At 45.3% G+C, this 16,767-nt stretch carries 13 protein-coding genes; 8 read left to right on the forward strand and 5 right to left on the reverse strand.

Features of this window, described 5'->3' with window-relative positions:
• Positions 1-6 precede the first annotated feature (6 nt).
• From ABDW33_RS16670 to msrA, 3 genes are all read right to left on the reverse strand, one after another.
• Positions 7-1,056: an SGNH/GDSL hydrolase family protein gene (locus ABDW33_RS16670; RefSeq protein ID WP_343691212.1), complete on the reverse strand. Its 1,050-nt coding sequence runs from the start codon at positions 1,054-1,056 to the stop codon at positions 7-9.
• Between the two features lie 29 nt (positions 1,057-1,085).
• The gene (locus tag ABDW33_RS16675) at positions 1,086-1,766 is read right to left on the reverse strand and encodes a hypothetical protein (protein ID WP_343691213.1); all 681 of its coding nucleotides are present in this window, start codon (positions 1,764-1,766) and stop codon (positions 1,086-1,088) included.
• 154 nt (positions 1,767-1,920) lie between these two features.
• Positions 1,921-2,577: a peptide-methionine (S)-S-oxide reductase MsrA gene (msrA, locus tag ABDW33_RS16680; RefSeq protein WP_343691214.1), complete on the reverse strand. Its 657-nt coding sequence runs from the start codon at positions 2,575-2,577 to the stop codon at positions 1,921-1,923.
• Positions 2,578-2,762: 185 nt separating this feature from the next.
• Between msrA and ABDW33_RS16685 the strand changes: the two genes are divergently transcribed.
• From ABDW33_RS16685 to ABDW33_RS16715, 7 genes are all read left to right on the forward strand, one after another.
• The gene (locus ABDW33_RS16685; RefSeq protein ID WP_343691215.1) at positions 2,763-4,886 is read left to right on the forward strand and encodes a DNA mismatch repair protein MutS; all 2,124 of its coding nucleotides are present in this window, start codon (positions 2,763-2,765) and stop codon (positions 4,884-4,886) included.
• 128 nt (positions 4,887-5,014) lie between these two features.
• On the forward strand, positions 5,015-5,449 hold the full coding sequence (locus tag ABDW33_RS16690; RefSeq protein WP_343691216.1) for a MarR family transcriptional regulator: 435 nt from the start codon (positions 5,015-5,017) through the stop codon (positions 5,447-5,449).
• Positions 5,450-5,706: 257 nt separating this feature from the next.
• Positions 5,707-6,588 carry an AraC family transcriptional regulator gene (locus tag ABDW33_RS16695; RefSeq protein ID WP_343691217.1) on the forward strand — a complete coding sequence of 294 codons (882 nt, stop codon included), beginning with the start codon at positions 5,707-5,709 and terminating at the stop codon, positions 6,586-6,588.
• 508 nt (positions 6,589-7,096) lie between these two features.
• Entirely contained in the window at positions 7,097-8,287 is a 1,191-nt protein-coding gene (locus ABDW33_RS16700; protein WP_343691218.1) for an efflux RND transporter periplasmic adaptor subunit, read from the forward strand.
• 43 nt (positions 8,288-8,330) lie between these two features.
• Entirely contained in the window at positions 8,331-11,498 is a 3,168-nt protein-coding gene (locus tag ABDW33_RS16705) for an efflux RND transporter permease subunit (RefSeq protein WP_343691219.1), read from the forward strand.
• 22 nt (positions 11,499-11,520) lie between these two features.
• A complete protein-coding gene (locus tag ABDW33_RS16710) occupies positions 11,521-12,936 on the forward strand; it encodes an efflux transporter outer membrane subunit (RefSeq protein WP_343691220.1) in 1,416 nt (471 codons plus the stop codon).
• Positions 12,937-13,122: 186 nt separating this feature from the next.
• Positions 13,123-13,596 carry an RICIN domain-containing protein gene (locus ABDW33_RS16715; RefSeq protein ID WP_343691221.1) on the forward strand — a complete coding sequence of 158 codons (474 nt, stop codon included), beginning with the start codon at positions 13,123-13,125 and terminating at the stop codon, positions 13,594-13,596.
• Between the two features lie 45 nt (positions 13,597-13,641).
• Here ABDW33_RS16715 and ABDW33_RS16720 read toward each other — a convergent pair whose 3' ends face one another.
• Positions 13,642-14,103, reverse strand: coding sequence for a GNAT family N-acetyltransferase (locus ABDW33_RS16720; RefSeq protein ID WP_343691222.1), 462 nt, complete (start codon positions 14,101-14,103; stop codon positions 13,642-13,644).
• A 297-nt stretch (positions 14,104-14,400) separates the two neighbouring features.
• Between ABDW33_RS16720 and ABDW33_RS16725 the strand changes: the two genes are divergently transcribed.
• Positions 14,401-15,462, forward strand: coding sequence for an alpha/beta hydrolase (locus tag ABDW33_RS16725; RefSeq protein ID WP_343691223.1), 1,062 nt, complete (start codon positions 14,401-14,403; stop codon positions 15,460-15,462).
• Positions 15,463-15,639: 177 nt separating this feature from the next.
• Here ABDW33_RS16725 and ABDW33_RS16730 read toward each other — a convergent pair whose 3' ends face one another.
• Positions 15,640-16,539, reverse strand: coding sequence for a helix-turn-helix domain-containing protein (locus ABDW33_RS16730; RefSeq protein WP_343691224.1), 900 nt, complete (start codon positions 16,537-16,539; stop codon positions 15,640-15,642).
• Positions 16,540-16,767 lie beyond the last annotated feature (228 nt).

The raw sequence follows: 16,767 nt of genomic DNA on the forward strand, positions 1-16,767 counted from the left end.
CTGTGACTACCATCCTTTCAGTTGCTTAATGTAAGCCGTCAGCTCTTTAGCGATCAGCTGATGTTCAGCGAGTGTAGGATGATCCCCACATCCGCCATGGTACCTTTTAGAAAAGAAATAATAAGAGACATTTTTATCTCCGCTTGCAGCCACAATTTTCTTAACATAGGATCTCAATACGGTATTCAGCTCTTTATCTGCCATAGGGCTGCTAAGTAGTACAATGCTTGTGTTGGGATAGTATCCTCTCAGTGTACGAATGAATCGCAGGTAGGCATTACAGAAGGTGGTAGAATCCTGTCTGCCGTCATTCTGCCCCAGGCAAACTGTGAGTACATGCGGCTGATACTTCCTGAAATCCCACAACATTGCATTCTCGCGCATATTGATTTTATCAAAGACCTGCGGCATGGTGATCTGCATATCGCAGCAGCTATGCATTAAACCGATCCCAGATACAGCAGACAGCATCCATTGTGCATCCAGGCTACGGGCTGTCAGCGGGCCATAACTCATGTAGGCATTGTGCTGATCATACCATTGTCCTTGTCCACAGGGGAAAGTAGACTGGTCACTCCCGGTACCGCACGTAATGGAGTTGCCTACAAATTCAAGTCGCCGTGATGGTGTAGAGGTAATAGGCATGAGTTTTTTGCATTGAAAACCGATCAGTTCCAGGTAGCCGATACTTGCTTCCGTGTTTTTACAGATTGTGATAAGGTGTTCCCCGTCACGTAAGTTGGAGGCAGCTTTCAGCACATTGTGTTTGCCCGTAGTCTGAATTCTTTGTGCAGGTTGGTCATCGATCTGAATAGCCAGGTAGTTGTGCTGGTTATTCAATGTTTCATCGTCGATTACAATATTAAAGTAGGTGCCGCTGAATTTTGCACGGATATAAACACCCGGTTGCCAGAAGCGGTAGGTGACAAAACTGGTCTTTAGTATACGTCCGGTGTATTGAATATAAGGGTGATTGGCCCTGAAGTCAACGGCCTCCTGGGCAAAGGTTTGCAGGCTGCAGAGTATGAGCAGTGAAAATAAGAAACGGTGTATCATAGCAGAGAAAAAGATCGCTGCGAAAAATACTAAAATAACTTAGAATAAAAACTACCAATGGTTACCCAGATGGAGGTACGTGCGGCAGGAGTTTGTCTGCTCAGCTCAGGAATTTCGGCCTGTAGTTCATTGTAGAGTCTTTCTGCCTGCAGGTGTGACGGTGCGTCGCATTTCAGCTCTAGGATATTGGAAAGCATGATCAGGGCCATTTTGTGATGTTTCTTTGCCAGTATGCGGGCTGTTTTTATCACTTCTTTACAATATTCAGTGCGGAAAGAATGGAATTCATCCGGCAGCAGATTGAGGAGAGAAATATACGTAATGTCTGCAGCTTCTTCCAGCGCAACTGCATTGATAGCTTGTGACAGTCGCAATTGGTGCCGTACGGACATTAGGAGTCGTTCTCGCTCATTCAGGAATTGCAGGATTGCGGTATAACTTTTTTCCTGGTGACAATCGTCGAGCAGGAGAGGGTTGGCCATCAGATCCCGCATCATCTGGGTATCCTTCGTTTGCAGGCTGGTAATAACTGCTGCGGTGAAGACAGGTTCAAAATGAGGCGCGATGATTTTAAGTAACGCGGGTTCATTGTATCTGGGATCATTCAGAAATCTTTCTCCCTTAGATATGGTGGCGGTTTCAAGGAATGAAATCAGAACAGTGTCCCGACGGATCAGGGAAAATAACGATTGAGTAGTAACGTGATTCATAGCATAGGTTGGGATTGTACTATAGCAATATAATAATTTTTTTAATATATAATATTTATTTTTTTTGTGAGCGGGTTACAATTTGGAAAAGCCGGCTGCAGGTGGGCGAAAACAAAAACGCATTGGCAACTGGCCAATGCGTTTTTGTTTGAAATCAGTTTGAATCAGCTTTTAGCTTATCCTTAAACACTTTCTTGAATTTTTCCAGCTTTGGTGCTATTACGAAATGACAGTAGGGCTGGGAACCGTTCTCTTTGTAGTAGTTTTGGTGATAATCCTCAGCAAGGTAGAACTTCGTGAAAGGTGCTATTTCAGTGACCACCGGCTTATCATACGCCCCTGACTTATCCAGTTTCTCTTTGTACTCTTCGGCCAGTTTATGCTGTTCTTCATTATGGTAGAAGATGACAGACCTGTACTGCGTGCCAACGTCGTTGCCCTGTCTGTTCAGCTGGGTGGGATCATGGGCGGTCCAGAAAGCCTTCAGTAATTCTTCGTAAGAAATCCTGGCAGGATCGTAGGTCACCTGGATCACCTCTGCGTGGCCTGTGGTACCTGTGCAAACTTCCTCGTAGGTAGGATTTGCCACAGTACCGCCGGAAAAACCTGACTCTACCTTCAGCACCCCGTCCAGGTACTGAAATTGTGCTTCGGTACACCAGAAACATCCTCCCCCGAAAGTGGCTTTCTCAACTTTTACATTTTTAGGTACTGCCATATCTCCCGGAACTTTTTCTTTGGATGGTTTGCTTTGTGCACAGGCTGCAAAGGTTATTGCAAGCAAACAGCTTAATAATGAGTATCTTCGCATGATTTTTATCGTTTGGAGTAGTTTTGTACGCGTAACTTCTTCGACTCCTGACAAGTTAAATTACGATAATGTTGATGTAATAGATCGCCAAGTTAATTAACTTTAACATTCTTTTGAGGGCCCAAAAGCCAATTTTAACCGCCTGTGTAGTGTAACCACAGGCTTTGTATGGAATTAAATTTAAGATGAAGTATTTTCCCGATTCAGCGTTAGTACAGCTGGAATTCGACAAAGTACAGGCTTTGTTGGAGGAACATTGTAAAACGGAGCTGGGTAAAGAAATGGCGCAGGAACTGCGTTTACATACCCACATTGACTACGTAAAAACAGCATTACAGCAGGCGCACGAATATAAGCAGCTCACACTATTGCAGGAGCATTTTCCGAACGATTATGTACTGAACCTGAAAAATGAACTGCGCCTTCTGGGCATCCAGGGTGCCGTATTAAGCGGTGAGCAGGTAATGCAATTGCGCAAGCTGGCCGAAAGCATGGGCAGCATTGTGCGCTTTTTTGATCATGACAGGCGTGTTACTTACGCAGGTTTGTTCGAGGTGATCACTCACACCCACTACGAAAAGAAGATCGTCCTGATTATCGACGAGATACTGGATGAGGCAGGAATGGTAAGGGATAACGCCACGCCGGAGTTGTCCAGGATCCGCATGGCCCTGTTCCGCAAGCGGAATGAGCTGCGTCGTGTATTTGACCGTAGTTTATCTAAATTAAGCAAGCTGGGCTACCTTGCTGATACCGGTGAAGCGTTTCTGAATGGCAGGAGAGTGGTAGCGATCTATGCGGAGAACAAACGTATGGTGAAAGGGATTCTTCACGGAGAATCCGATACCCGTCGTACTGCATTTGTGGAGCCGGAAGAGACCATTGAACTGAATAATGATGTCGCTGCACTGGAAAGGGACGAAAACCGTGAGGTGTATAAAATATTACGCACCCTGACGGCTGACCTTTCAAAGCATTCCCTGCTGCTGAATAACTATCACATTATTCTTGGTACTTACGACTTTATTCGTGCCAAAGCTAAGCTGGCATTGGATATGGATGGAAACTACCCTATGCTTACGCCTGGCGCACAACTCCATCTTGTAGATGCGTATCACCCCCTGTTGCTGTTGTATAACCGCCGCAATACCAAACCGACTATTCCCATCAATCTGACGCTGGATAACAATAACCATATCCTCGTGATCAGCGGACCGAATGCCGGCGGTAAGACGGTGACCATGAAAACAGTCGGCCTGATCCAGCTAATGCTGCAGGCAGGGCTGCTGGTACCGGTACATCCGGGTTCCCAGATTGGTATCTTCAGGCAACTGATGATCCATATTGGGGATACCCAGTCACTCGAATTCGAATTGAGTACTTATAGCTCCCACCTGAAGAACATGAAGTATTTCATGGAGAATGCGAATGGGAAGACCCTGTTTTTCATCGACGAGCTGGGAAGTGGTTCTGACCCGAACCTGGGTGGCGCTTTTGCAGAGGTGATCATGGAGGAAATGGCCAAGAAGCATGCCTTTGGGATAGTAACGACCCACTACCTGAATCTCAAAGTCATGGCGAACAAGGTAAAGGGAATCATCAATGGAGCCATGGGCTTCGATGAGCAGAACCTGTCGCCGATGTACAAACTGATCGTAGGTAAGCCGGGTAGCTCGTACACATTCTCGATTGCACAACGAATAGGATTACATCCTTCCCTGATCAACCGGGCGAGGAACCTGGTAGATGAAGGTCATTTCCAGCTGGATAAACTCCTGAATAAAGCTGAACAGGACCTGCAGAAGATCGAAGCAAAGGAGAAGGAACTGCAGCAGTTACTGCGCGAAAACGAGCGTTTGAAACGGGAGTATGAGGTGCTTTCAGACAAAGAAAGGAAGAACCAGCAGTTTGGTATGCTGAAACTCCAGAATAAGATAAAGGAGGATGAACTGGCCTACCTGAAAGATATGGAGCGCAAAATGAAGCAGATAGTGATAGAGTGGAAGCGGACCGACGACAAGCAGAAAGTGATGAAGCAGGCGGAAGCATTGCTGTTCAGGAAGCGTGAAAAGGCAATCAACGACAAACTGGAGAAGAAGGTAACCGATAAGTTCCAGGAAGTAGTAGGGGGAAACCTTGAGATCAATGACCTGGTGAAGATTAAAACCAATGGACAGGTAGGTAAGCTTATTGAGATCCGGGACAAGCGGGGAATCGTGAAATTGGGTAATATCCCGATGAATGTGTTGCTGGCGGACCTGATTTTGGTGAAAGAACGCCCTAAAGAAAAGGAATCTGTCACTAAATAATTATAAGTTTTCCTACGGGGGTGGTTAACAGAAAGTGGCTCACTCCAAAAAAATAGCTTTTGCCGCAGGTGAAAGCTATTTTTTTTCTTATTGAATATAATTAGCCGGCTAATTATTATATTTGTCCCATGAATAAACCGCTCATGTGCAGTACCCTGGGTCACCTGTTGGTACAAATCGGTAAAGCGCACAGGAACAAGGGGAATCAAATGCTGGCTGCATATAACCTGCACGCGGGGCAGGAGATCTTTCTGCAGCAGGTATTATGCCACGGTGGCATTATGCTCAGTGACCTGACCACCAATATGGAGGTTACGCCTGTGACGGTGACCCGTATGGCTGACCGCCTGGAGAAGAATGGCTTTCTGGTAAAGGAAAAATGCTGTAATGATCAGCGTGCCGTTCGTGTGTCTCTTACTGAAAAAGGTAAGGAAGCCGCTATGCATATCACAGAACAAACCTGGAATCAATTGGAACAGCAAATGGTAGAAGGACTCAGTCTGGAAGAAAGAATTATCTTAAAACGTCTACTCATGCAGGTACTGGAAAATCTTAAAAAATAATATTTTTTAAGTATTTAATTAGCCGGCTAATTATAATAGCAGATAATAAATATAATTATCATGTAAAAATAGTTCGATGAAAAATGAAATGTATACTATACTTTTGTCGCACTATGTAATAGATATCATCTGTTAATCATCTACTGATTACAATCCTGCCGAACTAACTAATCCATGCCGATTCTGTAGCTAGAATGGCACTGCCTCTGAACTTTTACAACTGCCCTCTTCTTTTAAACGACTAAACTGTATGTGATATGAAGACTAATGTAGTCATACCAGTTTATAATGTTGACGATTGCACTGATTTGCAAAATCCATTAAAGGGATTTTTTATCAACCGTACTACCTACCTGGTACAACCGGAAGATCTGAAAGAACCACATCGCCGTAAGCATTTCAGTATTACGCTGGTGCTGTCAGGAGAAACAACACAATATATTGACTTCGAAAAGTATACTGTGAAAGGCCCTGCTGTCGTGATGCTTTATCCTGACCAGGTGCATCAGCATACAGGCGATAGTTTATGCGAGGTAGTTAATATTATTTTTTCACAGGAGTTCCTGGTGAATGAAACCGGATTAGGAAGTCCTATCTGCTGGGGCTGCGTATGCGGAACACCCGTGATAGAGCTGACAGATACCCAGATACGTGATCTGATGGGGTTTGCACGTCTCATGCTGAAGGAGATGGAATCCAGTCAGCCATTGCGTGAGCTGATCATCCGTAATTTGTTACATTCTCTCATCGCCGCTATTTCCCGTTTACCACAGCGAGACATTGCTGCGATGCAGACAGATACGTTGCCAAACCGCATTGTACGCCAGTTCGACGAATTGTCTGATGTACATTATAAGGATAAAACACAGGTAGCGCATTATGCAGATATGCTGTATGTAACACCAGGGCATTTGAATGATACGATAAAGGCCGTTTTAGGAAAAACAGCGAAACAGATCATCGATGAGAAGAGGATAACGGAAGCAAAGCGTCTCTTGTTTTATGGAGAACATACAATCAAGGAAATCGCGTGGGAGCTTAAGTTTGAAGACGATGGATACTTCAATCGTTTCTTTAAAAAGCACACTGGATTTACGCCCGCAACCTTCCAAAAGAGTATCCGGGAAAAGTACAATTAATACCGCGATTAGTTAAATGAACATGCCTGATTCTCATTGTACTTTTGTAAGGTTATAATAATCATAACATGATGACGTTGAAACAATGTTGTCCTTAAAAACCACTAGCACATGAAGTACCAAAATTTCTCCTGCTAACCTGTTCATAAGTTTCTATTAGCAGTAACCAATCAAAAAAATTATCAGCTGGCTTCCCGGTTCAGGCGGGAGGGGTGGCTATTCTATCTCCAATAACTGTCGTTATTAAATGACCGGTGGCAACCATCGGAATGGGTGGTCTTTTTGTTTACAATGGCTATTATCGTTCAGTAACCGGTTACCAGGGGTAGGGGATAGAAAATCTATCAATTTCCAATAACTGTCATTATCAGCTAACGGTTAAGACCGTGCAGGAAAGACTTTGTCTGGAATAACCGCCGATGGCGGGAAGGGAAATCTTTTTCCTGAAATTACCGCCCATAGCGGCATGGCAGGGTATTGCCATACTTTTTTTAAAACGAATATTTTTATGAATTACTTATTACAACAAGCGCACAGAAAACATGGACCAGCAGGTCTTCTTTATAGTATTATCATTGTTGCGTTCCTTTCTTCCTGTGCTTCATCTTCTGCGAAGCCGGAAAATGCCGGCCAACCGGCGGCTGTACTGCCTGTATTGAAAGTAGCAGCCGTTCCTGCTACTACCTACCGCGATTACAACGCAACAGTAGAAGGAAAGGTAAACGTTGAGATCCGTCCCCAGGTCGATGGATACCTCGACAAGATCTTTGTAGATGAAGGTGCCTATGTAAAAGCTGGACAGCCTTTGTTCCGCATCAATGACCGCACCTATCAGGAGCAACTGAGCAATGCATCTGCACTGCTGCTCGCCGCGAAAGCGAATGAAGAGAAAGCACTGGTAGAAGTAAACCGTCTCACACCACTCGTTCAAAACAATGTGGTATCTGACGTACAACTGAAAACTGCGAATGCTGCATACCAGGCCGCAAAAGCCAGCGTAGCACAGGCACAGGCCAATGTAAGCAATGCACGTATCAATGTAGGTTATACCCTGATCTCAGCACCAGTGAGCGGTTACATCGGCCGTATTCCTTTCAAGACTGGTAGCCTGGTAGGTCGTGGAGAAACACAGCCACTCACTTTATTATCAGATGTAAATGAAGTGTATGCTTATTTCTCCATGAGTGAAATCGATTTCCTCAAATTCAAAAATAAATTCACCGGTAATACCATCGCCGACAAAGTGAAACAATTACCTGCTGTAGAACTGGTGCTGCCCGACAATACGATCTATACTGAAAAAGGTCATGTAGAAACAATGGAAGGTCAGTTCGATAAAACAATCGGTGCTGTAAGTTTCCGTGCTTCCTTCCCGAATGGTGCAGGTCTGCTTCGCTCCGGTAATACAGGAAAGGTACGTATTTCTGAACAGCTCTCTGCCGCTCTGCTCGTGCCCCAGGAAGCCACCTTCGAATTGCAGGATAAAGTATTTGTGTTCACTGTAGGTGATAGCAACAAAGTGGCTAGCAGGCCAATTACCATCGCTGGTAAAAACGGGGCGTACTACTTTGTGGAGAAAGGACTGCAAGCCGGTGAAAGCATTGTATATGCAGGATTTGGAAGATTGCAGGATGGCGCGGTAATTACTCCCCAGCCGTTGTCTATGGATAGCCTGCTGAAGGTAAAGCCATTATTGTAAGTGGAGGGCTATTCCTATCCAAAAACGATTCAATTAAAGATTTATGTTAAGAAGATTTATAGAAAGGCCTGTACTGGCAACGGTGGTCTCCATCCTGCTGGTACTATTGGGGATCTTATCACTACTTACGTTGCCGGTTACACAATTCCCGGACATCGCCCCTCCCTGCGTGGCCGTAACTGCTTCCTATCCCGGTGCAAACGCCGAAGTAGTAGCACGTTCGGTAGCCACCCCCATTGAAGAAGCCGTAAACGGTGTAGAGAACATGACCTACATGACCTCTACTTCCAACAACGATGGCTCCATGACACTGAGTGTGTACTTCAAACTGGGAACTAATCCTGATATGGCAGCCGTAAACGTACAGAACCGGGTAGCGAAAGCTTCCTCTCTGCTGCCATCCGAAGTAGTAAGTGCCGGTATCACCACAGAGAAGAAACAGAACAGCATGATCATGGTGGTGAACCTGATGAGTACTACATCTGAATATGATGAGAAATTCCTGCAGAACTATGCGAAGATTAACATCATTCCGGAACTGCAACGTATCACAGGTGTAGGTCAGGCCATGGTATTCGGTGCAAAGGATTATTCTATGCGTATCTGGTTGCACCCTGACCGCCTGGCAGCCAACAACCTTTCTCCTCAGGATGTGCTGAACTCCATCCACGAGCAAAACATCGAAGCCGCCCCGGGCCGCTTTGGTGAAAGCAGCGACCGGGCTTTTGAATATGTATTAAAATATAAAGGTAAACTGAACCAGCATGAAGACTATGAAAACATGGTCCTGAAGGCAAACGCAGATGGTTCCTTACTGCGCCTGAAAGACGTAGCAAGAGTGGAGTTCGGTTCCTTTACTTACAGCAGTGACACCAAGGTGAATGGGAGATACGGGATTGGTATAGCTATCTATCAGACAGCGGGTTCAAACGCAAATGATATACAGGTAGCTGCCAATGCCCTGATGAAGAAAGCATCCCTGCAATTCCCTAAAGGCGTAGAATATTTCAACATCTATAGCACCAAGGAATACCTGGATGAATCGATCGATCAGGTGAAACATACCCTGCTGGAAGCATTTATACTGGTATTTATTGTTGTATTCATATTTCTGCAGGACTTCCGATCCACACTCATACCTGCTATCGCCGTACCGGTAGCCATCATCGGTACCTTCTTCTTCATGCAGCTGTTTGGTTTTACCATCAACCTGCTTACCCTTTTTGCACTGGTACTGGCTATCGGTATCGTGGTGGATGACGCTATCGTCGTCGTCGAGGCCGTGCACGCAAAAATGGAACGGATCAACATGACGCCCCGCAATGCGACTATTACCAGTATGCAGGAAATATCCGGTGCGATCATCTCTATCACATTGGTGATGGCGGCTGTATTCGTGCCTGTTGGTTTTATGCAGGGGCCTGCTGGGGTATTCTACCGTCAGTTTGCTTTTACACTGGCGATCGCCATCCTGATCTCTGCATTGAACGCGCTGACCCTGAGTCCGGCGCTGTGTGCCCTGTTATTGAAAAATAAACACCACGGCGACGACCATTCGTCCAAACATACCACCATGGGCTTCGGGAGTCGTTTCTTCAATGCTTTCAATACAGGTTTCAACGCCGTAACTGCAAAATATATAAGTAGTCTCCGCTTCCTCGTAAGACGTAAATGGATTGCAATCGGTGGTCTGGCTATTCTTACAGCTGTAACCGTATTCTTGGTAAAGCGCACACCTACAGGATTTATTCCTACAGAAGATAATGGTTTCGTGGTGTATTCGGTAACTATGCCGCCTGGTGCATCCTTACAACGTACCAGGGAAGTCGTAGGCAAGGTGGAAAAGATTATGCACGACTTCCAGTCTGTCAATGCTTACCTGAGTGTATCCGGCTTTAATATTATCACAGGTTCCAATAGTTCTGCATATGGGGTAGGTTTCGTAAAACTGAAGCCATTCGAACAACGTGGACAGGTGAAAGATCTGAAAGCCGTAATGGGTATGATGCAAGGCGCGCTGGCAGGTATTCCGGAAGCTAACATCTTTATGTTCAATATGCCGACTGTACCGGGCTTTAGTAACGTAGATGGTTTTGAAGTGATCCTGCAGGACCGTACCGGTGGTCCGCTTGACAAACTTGCCAATACCTCCTATGGTTTTATCGGAGAACTGATGAAGCGCAAAGAAATTGCTTTTGCATTTACCACTTTCAATGCCGGTAACCCTCAGTATAGTGTGCAGATCGATGAAAGCAAGGCGAAGCAGCTGGGCGTGAAGATATCCGACATTCTGCAAACATTGCAGGTGTTTTATGGTAGCACTTATGCATCAGACTTCAACCGCTTTGGTAAATATTACAGGGTGATTGTACAGGCAGATGTACCTGCACGTGCAGAACCTGCTTCTCTGGATGAAGTGTATGTAAAGAACGAAACGGGTGAAATGGTGCCAATAAATACCGTTGTAAAACTGGAACGTGTTTATGGCCCTGAAACCGTGACCCGCAATAACCTCTTTAATGCAGTATCCATCAATGGTCAGCCCAAACCGGGCTATAGCTCTGGTGATGCGATCAAAGCAGTAGAGGAAGTAGCAGCGCAATACCTGCCAAGAGGTTACGCTTATGAGTGGGTAGGTATGACCAAGGAAGAAATAGCCGCAGGCGGGCAGGCAGGGATCATCTTCCTGTTGTGTCTGATCTTTGTATACTTCCTGCTGTCCGCACAGTATGAAAGCTACATTTTACCATTCTCCGTGATCCTGTCTATTCCGCTGGGTATCTTCGGTGTATTTGCCTTCATTAATCTTGCAGGTATAGATAATAATATCTATGTGCAGGTAGGTCTGATCATGTTGATTGGTTTGCTGGCTAAAAACGCCATCCTGATCGTAGAGTATGCAGTGCAAAGACGTAAGAGTGGAATGGGCTTGCTGGCATCAGCACTGGAAGCGGCTAAGTTACGTCTCCGTCCCATCCTCATGACCTCCTTTGCATTCATTGCAGGTCTGACACCACTTATGAGAGCAACGGGTTCATCTGCACAGGGTAACCGCTCTATCAGTTTTGGTGCAGCAGGCGGGATGTTGACAGGCGTATTGCTGGGCATCTTTGTGATACCGGTGCTGTTCATCATCTTCCAGTATATACAGGAGCGCATTAGCGGCAAACCTGTAAGACAGGAAGATCTGGCAACAGCAGCAGAGTATTAAAAAAATTAAAGAATAAAAAGTGATGACTAAAAAATATATCAGTGTCTTAATCGTCTTCATTGCTATAAGTACCATAGTGGCAGCTTGCCGGGTGGGCCGTGACTACAAACAGCCTGCCCTGGTCCTGCCGCAGCAGTTCGGCGACAAAGCCCCTTCAGATTCCAGCATTGCCGGGATGCCCTGGAAGGAGTTCTTTGCAGATACGACCTTACAAAGACTGATCAGCGCCGGACTGAGTGGTAACTATGATTTGCAATTGGCCGTGAAGCGGATAGAAGAAGCTGCTGCTTACGTAAAAGCTGCAAAAGTAGCATGGCTGCCAACAGCCACCCTGAATGTTGCGGCAAACACGACCAATCCTTCTAATAACAGTTTGAATGGTACGAGTTTGAAGACGTTCCTGGGAACAGATCATATAGAAGACTATTCATTGAATGCGGCAGTATCCTGGGAGATAGACGTATGGGGTAAGATCAGAAGACAGAAAGAAGCCGCATTGGCTACTTATCTGGAAAGCTACGATGGTGCACATGCTGTGCAAACGACCCTTGTATCTGATATCGCGAATGCATACTACAACCTGCTGATGCTGGATGCTCAATTGCAGATTGCTAAGAACAGCCTGTCACTTAGCGATACCATCGTGCAGATGATCCGTTTACAAAAGACAGCAGGCGAGGTGACAGAACTGGGTGTACAGCAGGCGATCGCGCAACAACAAACAGCAGCATTACTGATACCTCAGCTGGAACAGGCTTTGGCAATCCAGGAGAATACCCTGCGCATCCTCACCGGAGAATTGCCGGGAACTATTGCCCGCAGTCAACGCCTGAGTACGACCCTGATGCGCGATTCACTGCCGGTGGGTATTCCTGCCAGCATGATCAGTAAACGCCCGGATGTAAGAGCAGGAGAAATGGCCCTGGTAGCTGCCAATGCAAGGGTAGGGGTGGCGCAGGCCAGCATGTATCCTACATTGACTATCACGGCTCAGGGTGGATTGAATGCATTCAAGGCAAGTGACTGGTTCACCATTCCTGCTTCCTTATTCGGTATAGCAGGTGGAGGGCTGACTGAGCCATTGTTTCAGCACAGGCAACTGAAAACCCAGCTGGAAGTAGCGAAGATTCAGCGTGAAGAGGCGGTGATCCGTTTTCGCCAGCTGGCATTGGATGCAGTAGGAGAAGTGAGTAATTCCCTCGTAAAACTGAATAAGCTGAAGTCACAGCAATCCATTGCCACACAGCAGGTAGAAACAACCCAATTGGCTACGCGGCATGCCCAATTGCTGTTCCGTAGTGGTATGGCGAACTATCTGGAGGTGATCACGGCACAGGGAAATGCCCTGCAGGCTGAGCTGACACAGGCAGATATTACCCGCCAGCAGCTGAGTGCAGGTGTGGAGTTGTACAGAAGCCTTGGTGGCGGATGGCAGTAGAAAGAGTCAGTTAGTTTACAAATCCAGTTACTGCTGACAGTGAAATTCACCAGTAATAAGTTTTTCAGTCCTAATTATAAGCAATAATAGTTGTAATAGGTAGATAAGTTGTTGTTAACCCGCAGCGCCATATCCCCGTATGGCGCTGCTTTTTTTATATATTTGGAGTAGCAAAATCCGTCTGTCATGAAAAGCTTATTCTTTACATTTGCCGCCCTCATTTTTACTGCCACCGCTGCTGCACAGGTCATCAAAGGAACTTATGCTATTAAGAACGTTGCCTCCGGTATGGTACTGCGTATCAGGGACGCCAATACTGCCAATGGCACGCCGATCGTACCTTATTCTCCGGTGAACTGGAAATGTGTCACCTGGGATTTTAAAAATGTAGAAGGTCAGGCTTACCAGCTCAGAAACCTGTTTTCCGGGAAAACATTGCAACCTAAAGGAACAGCCATGGAAGGAGGAACAATGGAAGAGCAACCTATTGCCGGGCAACAATACGAATTGCTGCCAGGGGACAAGAACAGCTACATGATCCGCGTCAGGGGGACAGACCTGTATATTACACAGCGGGAGAACGACATTGTATTGGCAGCGAAGAAAAAGGATCTGACGTCACAATCCTGGACATTGGTAGCGCAAGACCCTGCCATGTGATCATTTATAGGAGAAAAACCGCGGTATAACGGGTACTTTTGATAGTTAACTCTTATGCAGTTTTATATAACGTGAATAGTCATTCTTCGGAATTCCAACGGAAGCAAATAATTTATTCGCCAGCGTATTACTCGAATGCGCTTCCAGTTCAATACCGACATAGTGAGGGTGCATACATTCACTGGCTATTAATAGCGCAATAAATTGCCTGGCGGTCCCTGATCTGCGGTATTTCTTTTTGATGTATAGCTCATCCACCCCCACCATCAAACCACCATATTCGTGACTCCAGAACCGGAAAATAATTGAATATCCAGCCAACCCACCATCGCATTCAATCATCAGGACTTCTCCCATGTGGCGATGTTGTTCATAGAAACGCAGCGTAGCAACAATTTTATTGTCCGTAAAGTCTTTTCGGTTGCTAATTTCAGAGTATAGCTCCATCGACATTATGGTGAGTTCTTCAGCATCCATCAGCCGTGCCAATCTATATGAAGTATGCATATTCTAATTTTTTAAAAAAAGCTTTAACTAAATGCTGAAGCGATTTAAACAGATAACGTGGACCCCGGATTTTGCCCGGATTTTCAGAGGCAATATTGGTCAAAGCTAGGTGCAACAACATCCATAACCAATTGACAGATTATCGCAATTGTTGTACATATTATCGAAGCAGCGTTTGTGGCGCAGATTATTTTCACCACAGTGAAATATACAAGGGTAGACTGCATTTATCAATTGACTGCAGCCCTATACAGGCATAGCTTTGCAGGTATTGTTATATCATAAATAACTACTACAGTGAAACAAATCAAACCAGCGAACAAAGCGGCTGCATTCCTGCTAATGACAGTGCTTGCATGCAAAACAATGACCATGAGCGCACAAAACATTACACCGGTGGATCCTGACAAAGACCCGGCCATTGAAACCCGTGTAAGAGTATTTCTGCATGCGCTCAATACAAGCGGAGGCGCTCCTCTTGAAACCCTCTCTCCCAAAGATGCACGTGCAGTACTGACAGGTGCACAGCAATCAGTGAAAGTAGATCTGTCTGGTATTGAAGTATCTGAGAAGACAATTACAGAAGATGGTCAGTCAGTGAAATTAAATATCGTACGTCCCGCAGGAGTAAAAGGACAGTTACCGGTATTTATGTTCTTCCATGGCGGTGGATGGATACTGGGCGATTTCCCTACCCACGAGCGGCTGGTACGTGACCTGGTAGTAGGTTCAGGAGCTGTAGCTGTATTTGTAAACTACACGCCGTCTCCTGAAGTAAAATATCCTGTAGCAATCAACCAGGCTTATGCTGCTACAAAATGGGTGTCTGAACATGGCAGCGAGATCAATGTAGACAGTAAAAGACTGGGTATTGCCGGTAATAGCGTAGGGGGCAACATGACTGCTGTTGTGGCACTCATGGCAAAGGAAAAGAAAGGCCCTGCAATCAGGTTCCAACTGATGTTCTGGCCTGTGACAGATGCTAATTTTGAAACAGCATCCTATAACAAATACGCCACCGGTCGTTTCCTTACAAAAAACATGATGGTATGGTTCTGGGATAGCTATCTGCCTGATGCAGCAAAGCGTAAAGAGATCTACGCTTCTCCACTACAGGCTACCACAGAGCAGCTGAAAGGGCTGCCTCCCGCACTGGTAATGGTAGCAGGCAATGATGTGCTGCATGACGAAGGTGCTGCCTATGCCCGCAAACTGGATGAAGCAGGCGTGATCACAACACTGGTAGAGTATTCAACCACTATTCACGACTGGGGTTTACTGAATCCACTGGTACATGTACCAAGCACACAGGATGCTATGTTACATGCAGGAGCATTCATTAAAAAATCTCTCAGGTAATTTGTATCCGGGCAGATAATACGTTTTTCCTGATGGCCGCAGGTCATCCACACAAAAAAGAGATTGTTTCAACAGTAAACTGAGCGCTCCGGAATTCATTTATAAGGAATTGCTCTGCACCAGGTGCCGGAAAGAAATCGGGTAAAATTTACTATTGAAACAATCTCTTTTTTTCAATTAGTTTTCAGGGGCTGTACTTGCAAATACCAGGCACTCTCTCTTAAATTCAGAGAAATTTGTGCCGGTCGAATTCTTAAAGAACTTACTAAAATGGGCAATGTCCGAAAATCCCAGGTTCCACGCCACCTCTTTCATACATACATCTGAATAGGCAGCCTGCCTTTTAGCCTCCAATACGATCCTTTGACGAATATGATGACTTGCCGGATAACCAGTGATCTTCTTTACAATTTCATTCAGATAATTGGGCGTTACAGATAGTTCCCGGGCAAAATCTGCCACCTTCTTTTTGTTCTTGAACATCGCTTCCACCATGTTCTTAAACTTCTCTACCAACTCAATATTCCTTGTCTGGATGGTGGTCTGCAAAGTGCCCCTTAACTGCCTTGTGAGGTAGATCAGAAAGATCTTCAGATACCTGCGCATCAGCTCCGTCCGCAAAAGGTATAAATTATCTGCCTCGCGCATCATCTTCCGTGTGATCTCTTCCATTTCCACGGCGATCTCGCTATCTACTTCTATGCCTGCCGATCGGGAGAAAGCCTGAAATAATCCTGAATGATACATCAGGTCAAATTCATGTTCACCTATATACAGGAAGTCTTCGGTGAACTGATAAATGTATCCTTCGGTCTCCTCATTCCCAATCAGCTGATGGATTTGTCCGGATGTAACACAGTACACACTATTTGCAGGCATTTCATGTTTTTGCATGTCTACGATCAGGGTGCTGTGTCCTTTGGTCACCCAGATAATCTCAATAAAGTTCTGGCGATGAGGGAGGGCATTATGAGATCTGACAGATTCATCATCCCAACGAAAAGGATGGATCTCAAAAGGAAGATCTGCTTCCTTGTGTTTGAATTCCTGCAAAGGAAAATATTCAGGATTTTTCATGGCAGCTGTGTTTTGCCCCCTAGACTTCATATCCTGTGCCTAAGAGCATTTTATTGTAAATCAATGATTTGTGTGAAATTGTCCGTTGTGAAATTGACGATATATCGTCATATTGTTAAAATTGGTACGAAATAGCGTTTTATTGAATCAGCCATTCACCATTAAAAGATTAACGATATTTTATTGCGTATTTGAAAGGTAATACCAGTCTTTCTTCCCACGCTTTCT

It is taken from the genome of Chitinophaga sp. (assembly GCF_039596155.1).
Lineage (GTDB): Bacteria > Bacteroidota > Bacteroidia > Chitinophagales > Chitinophagaceae > Chitinophaga.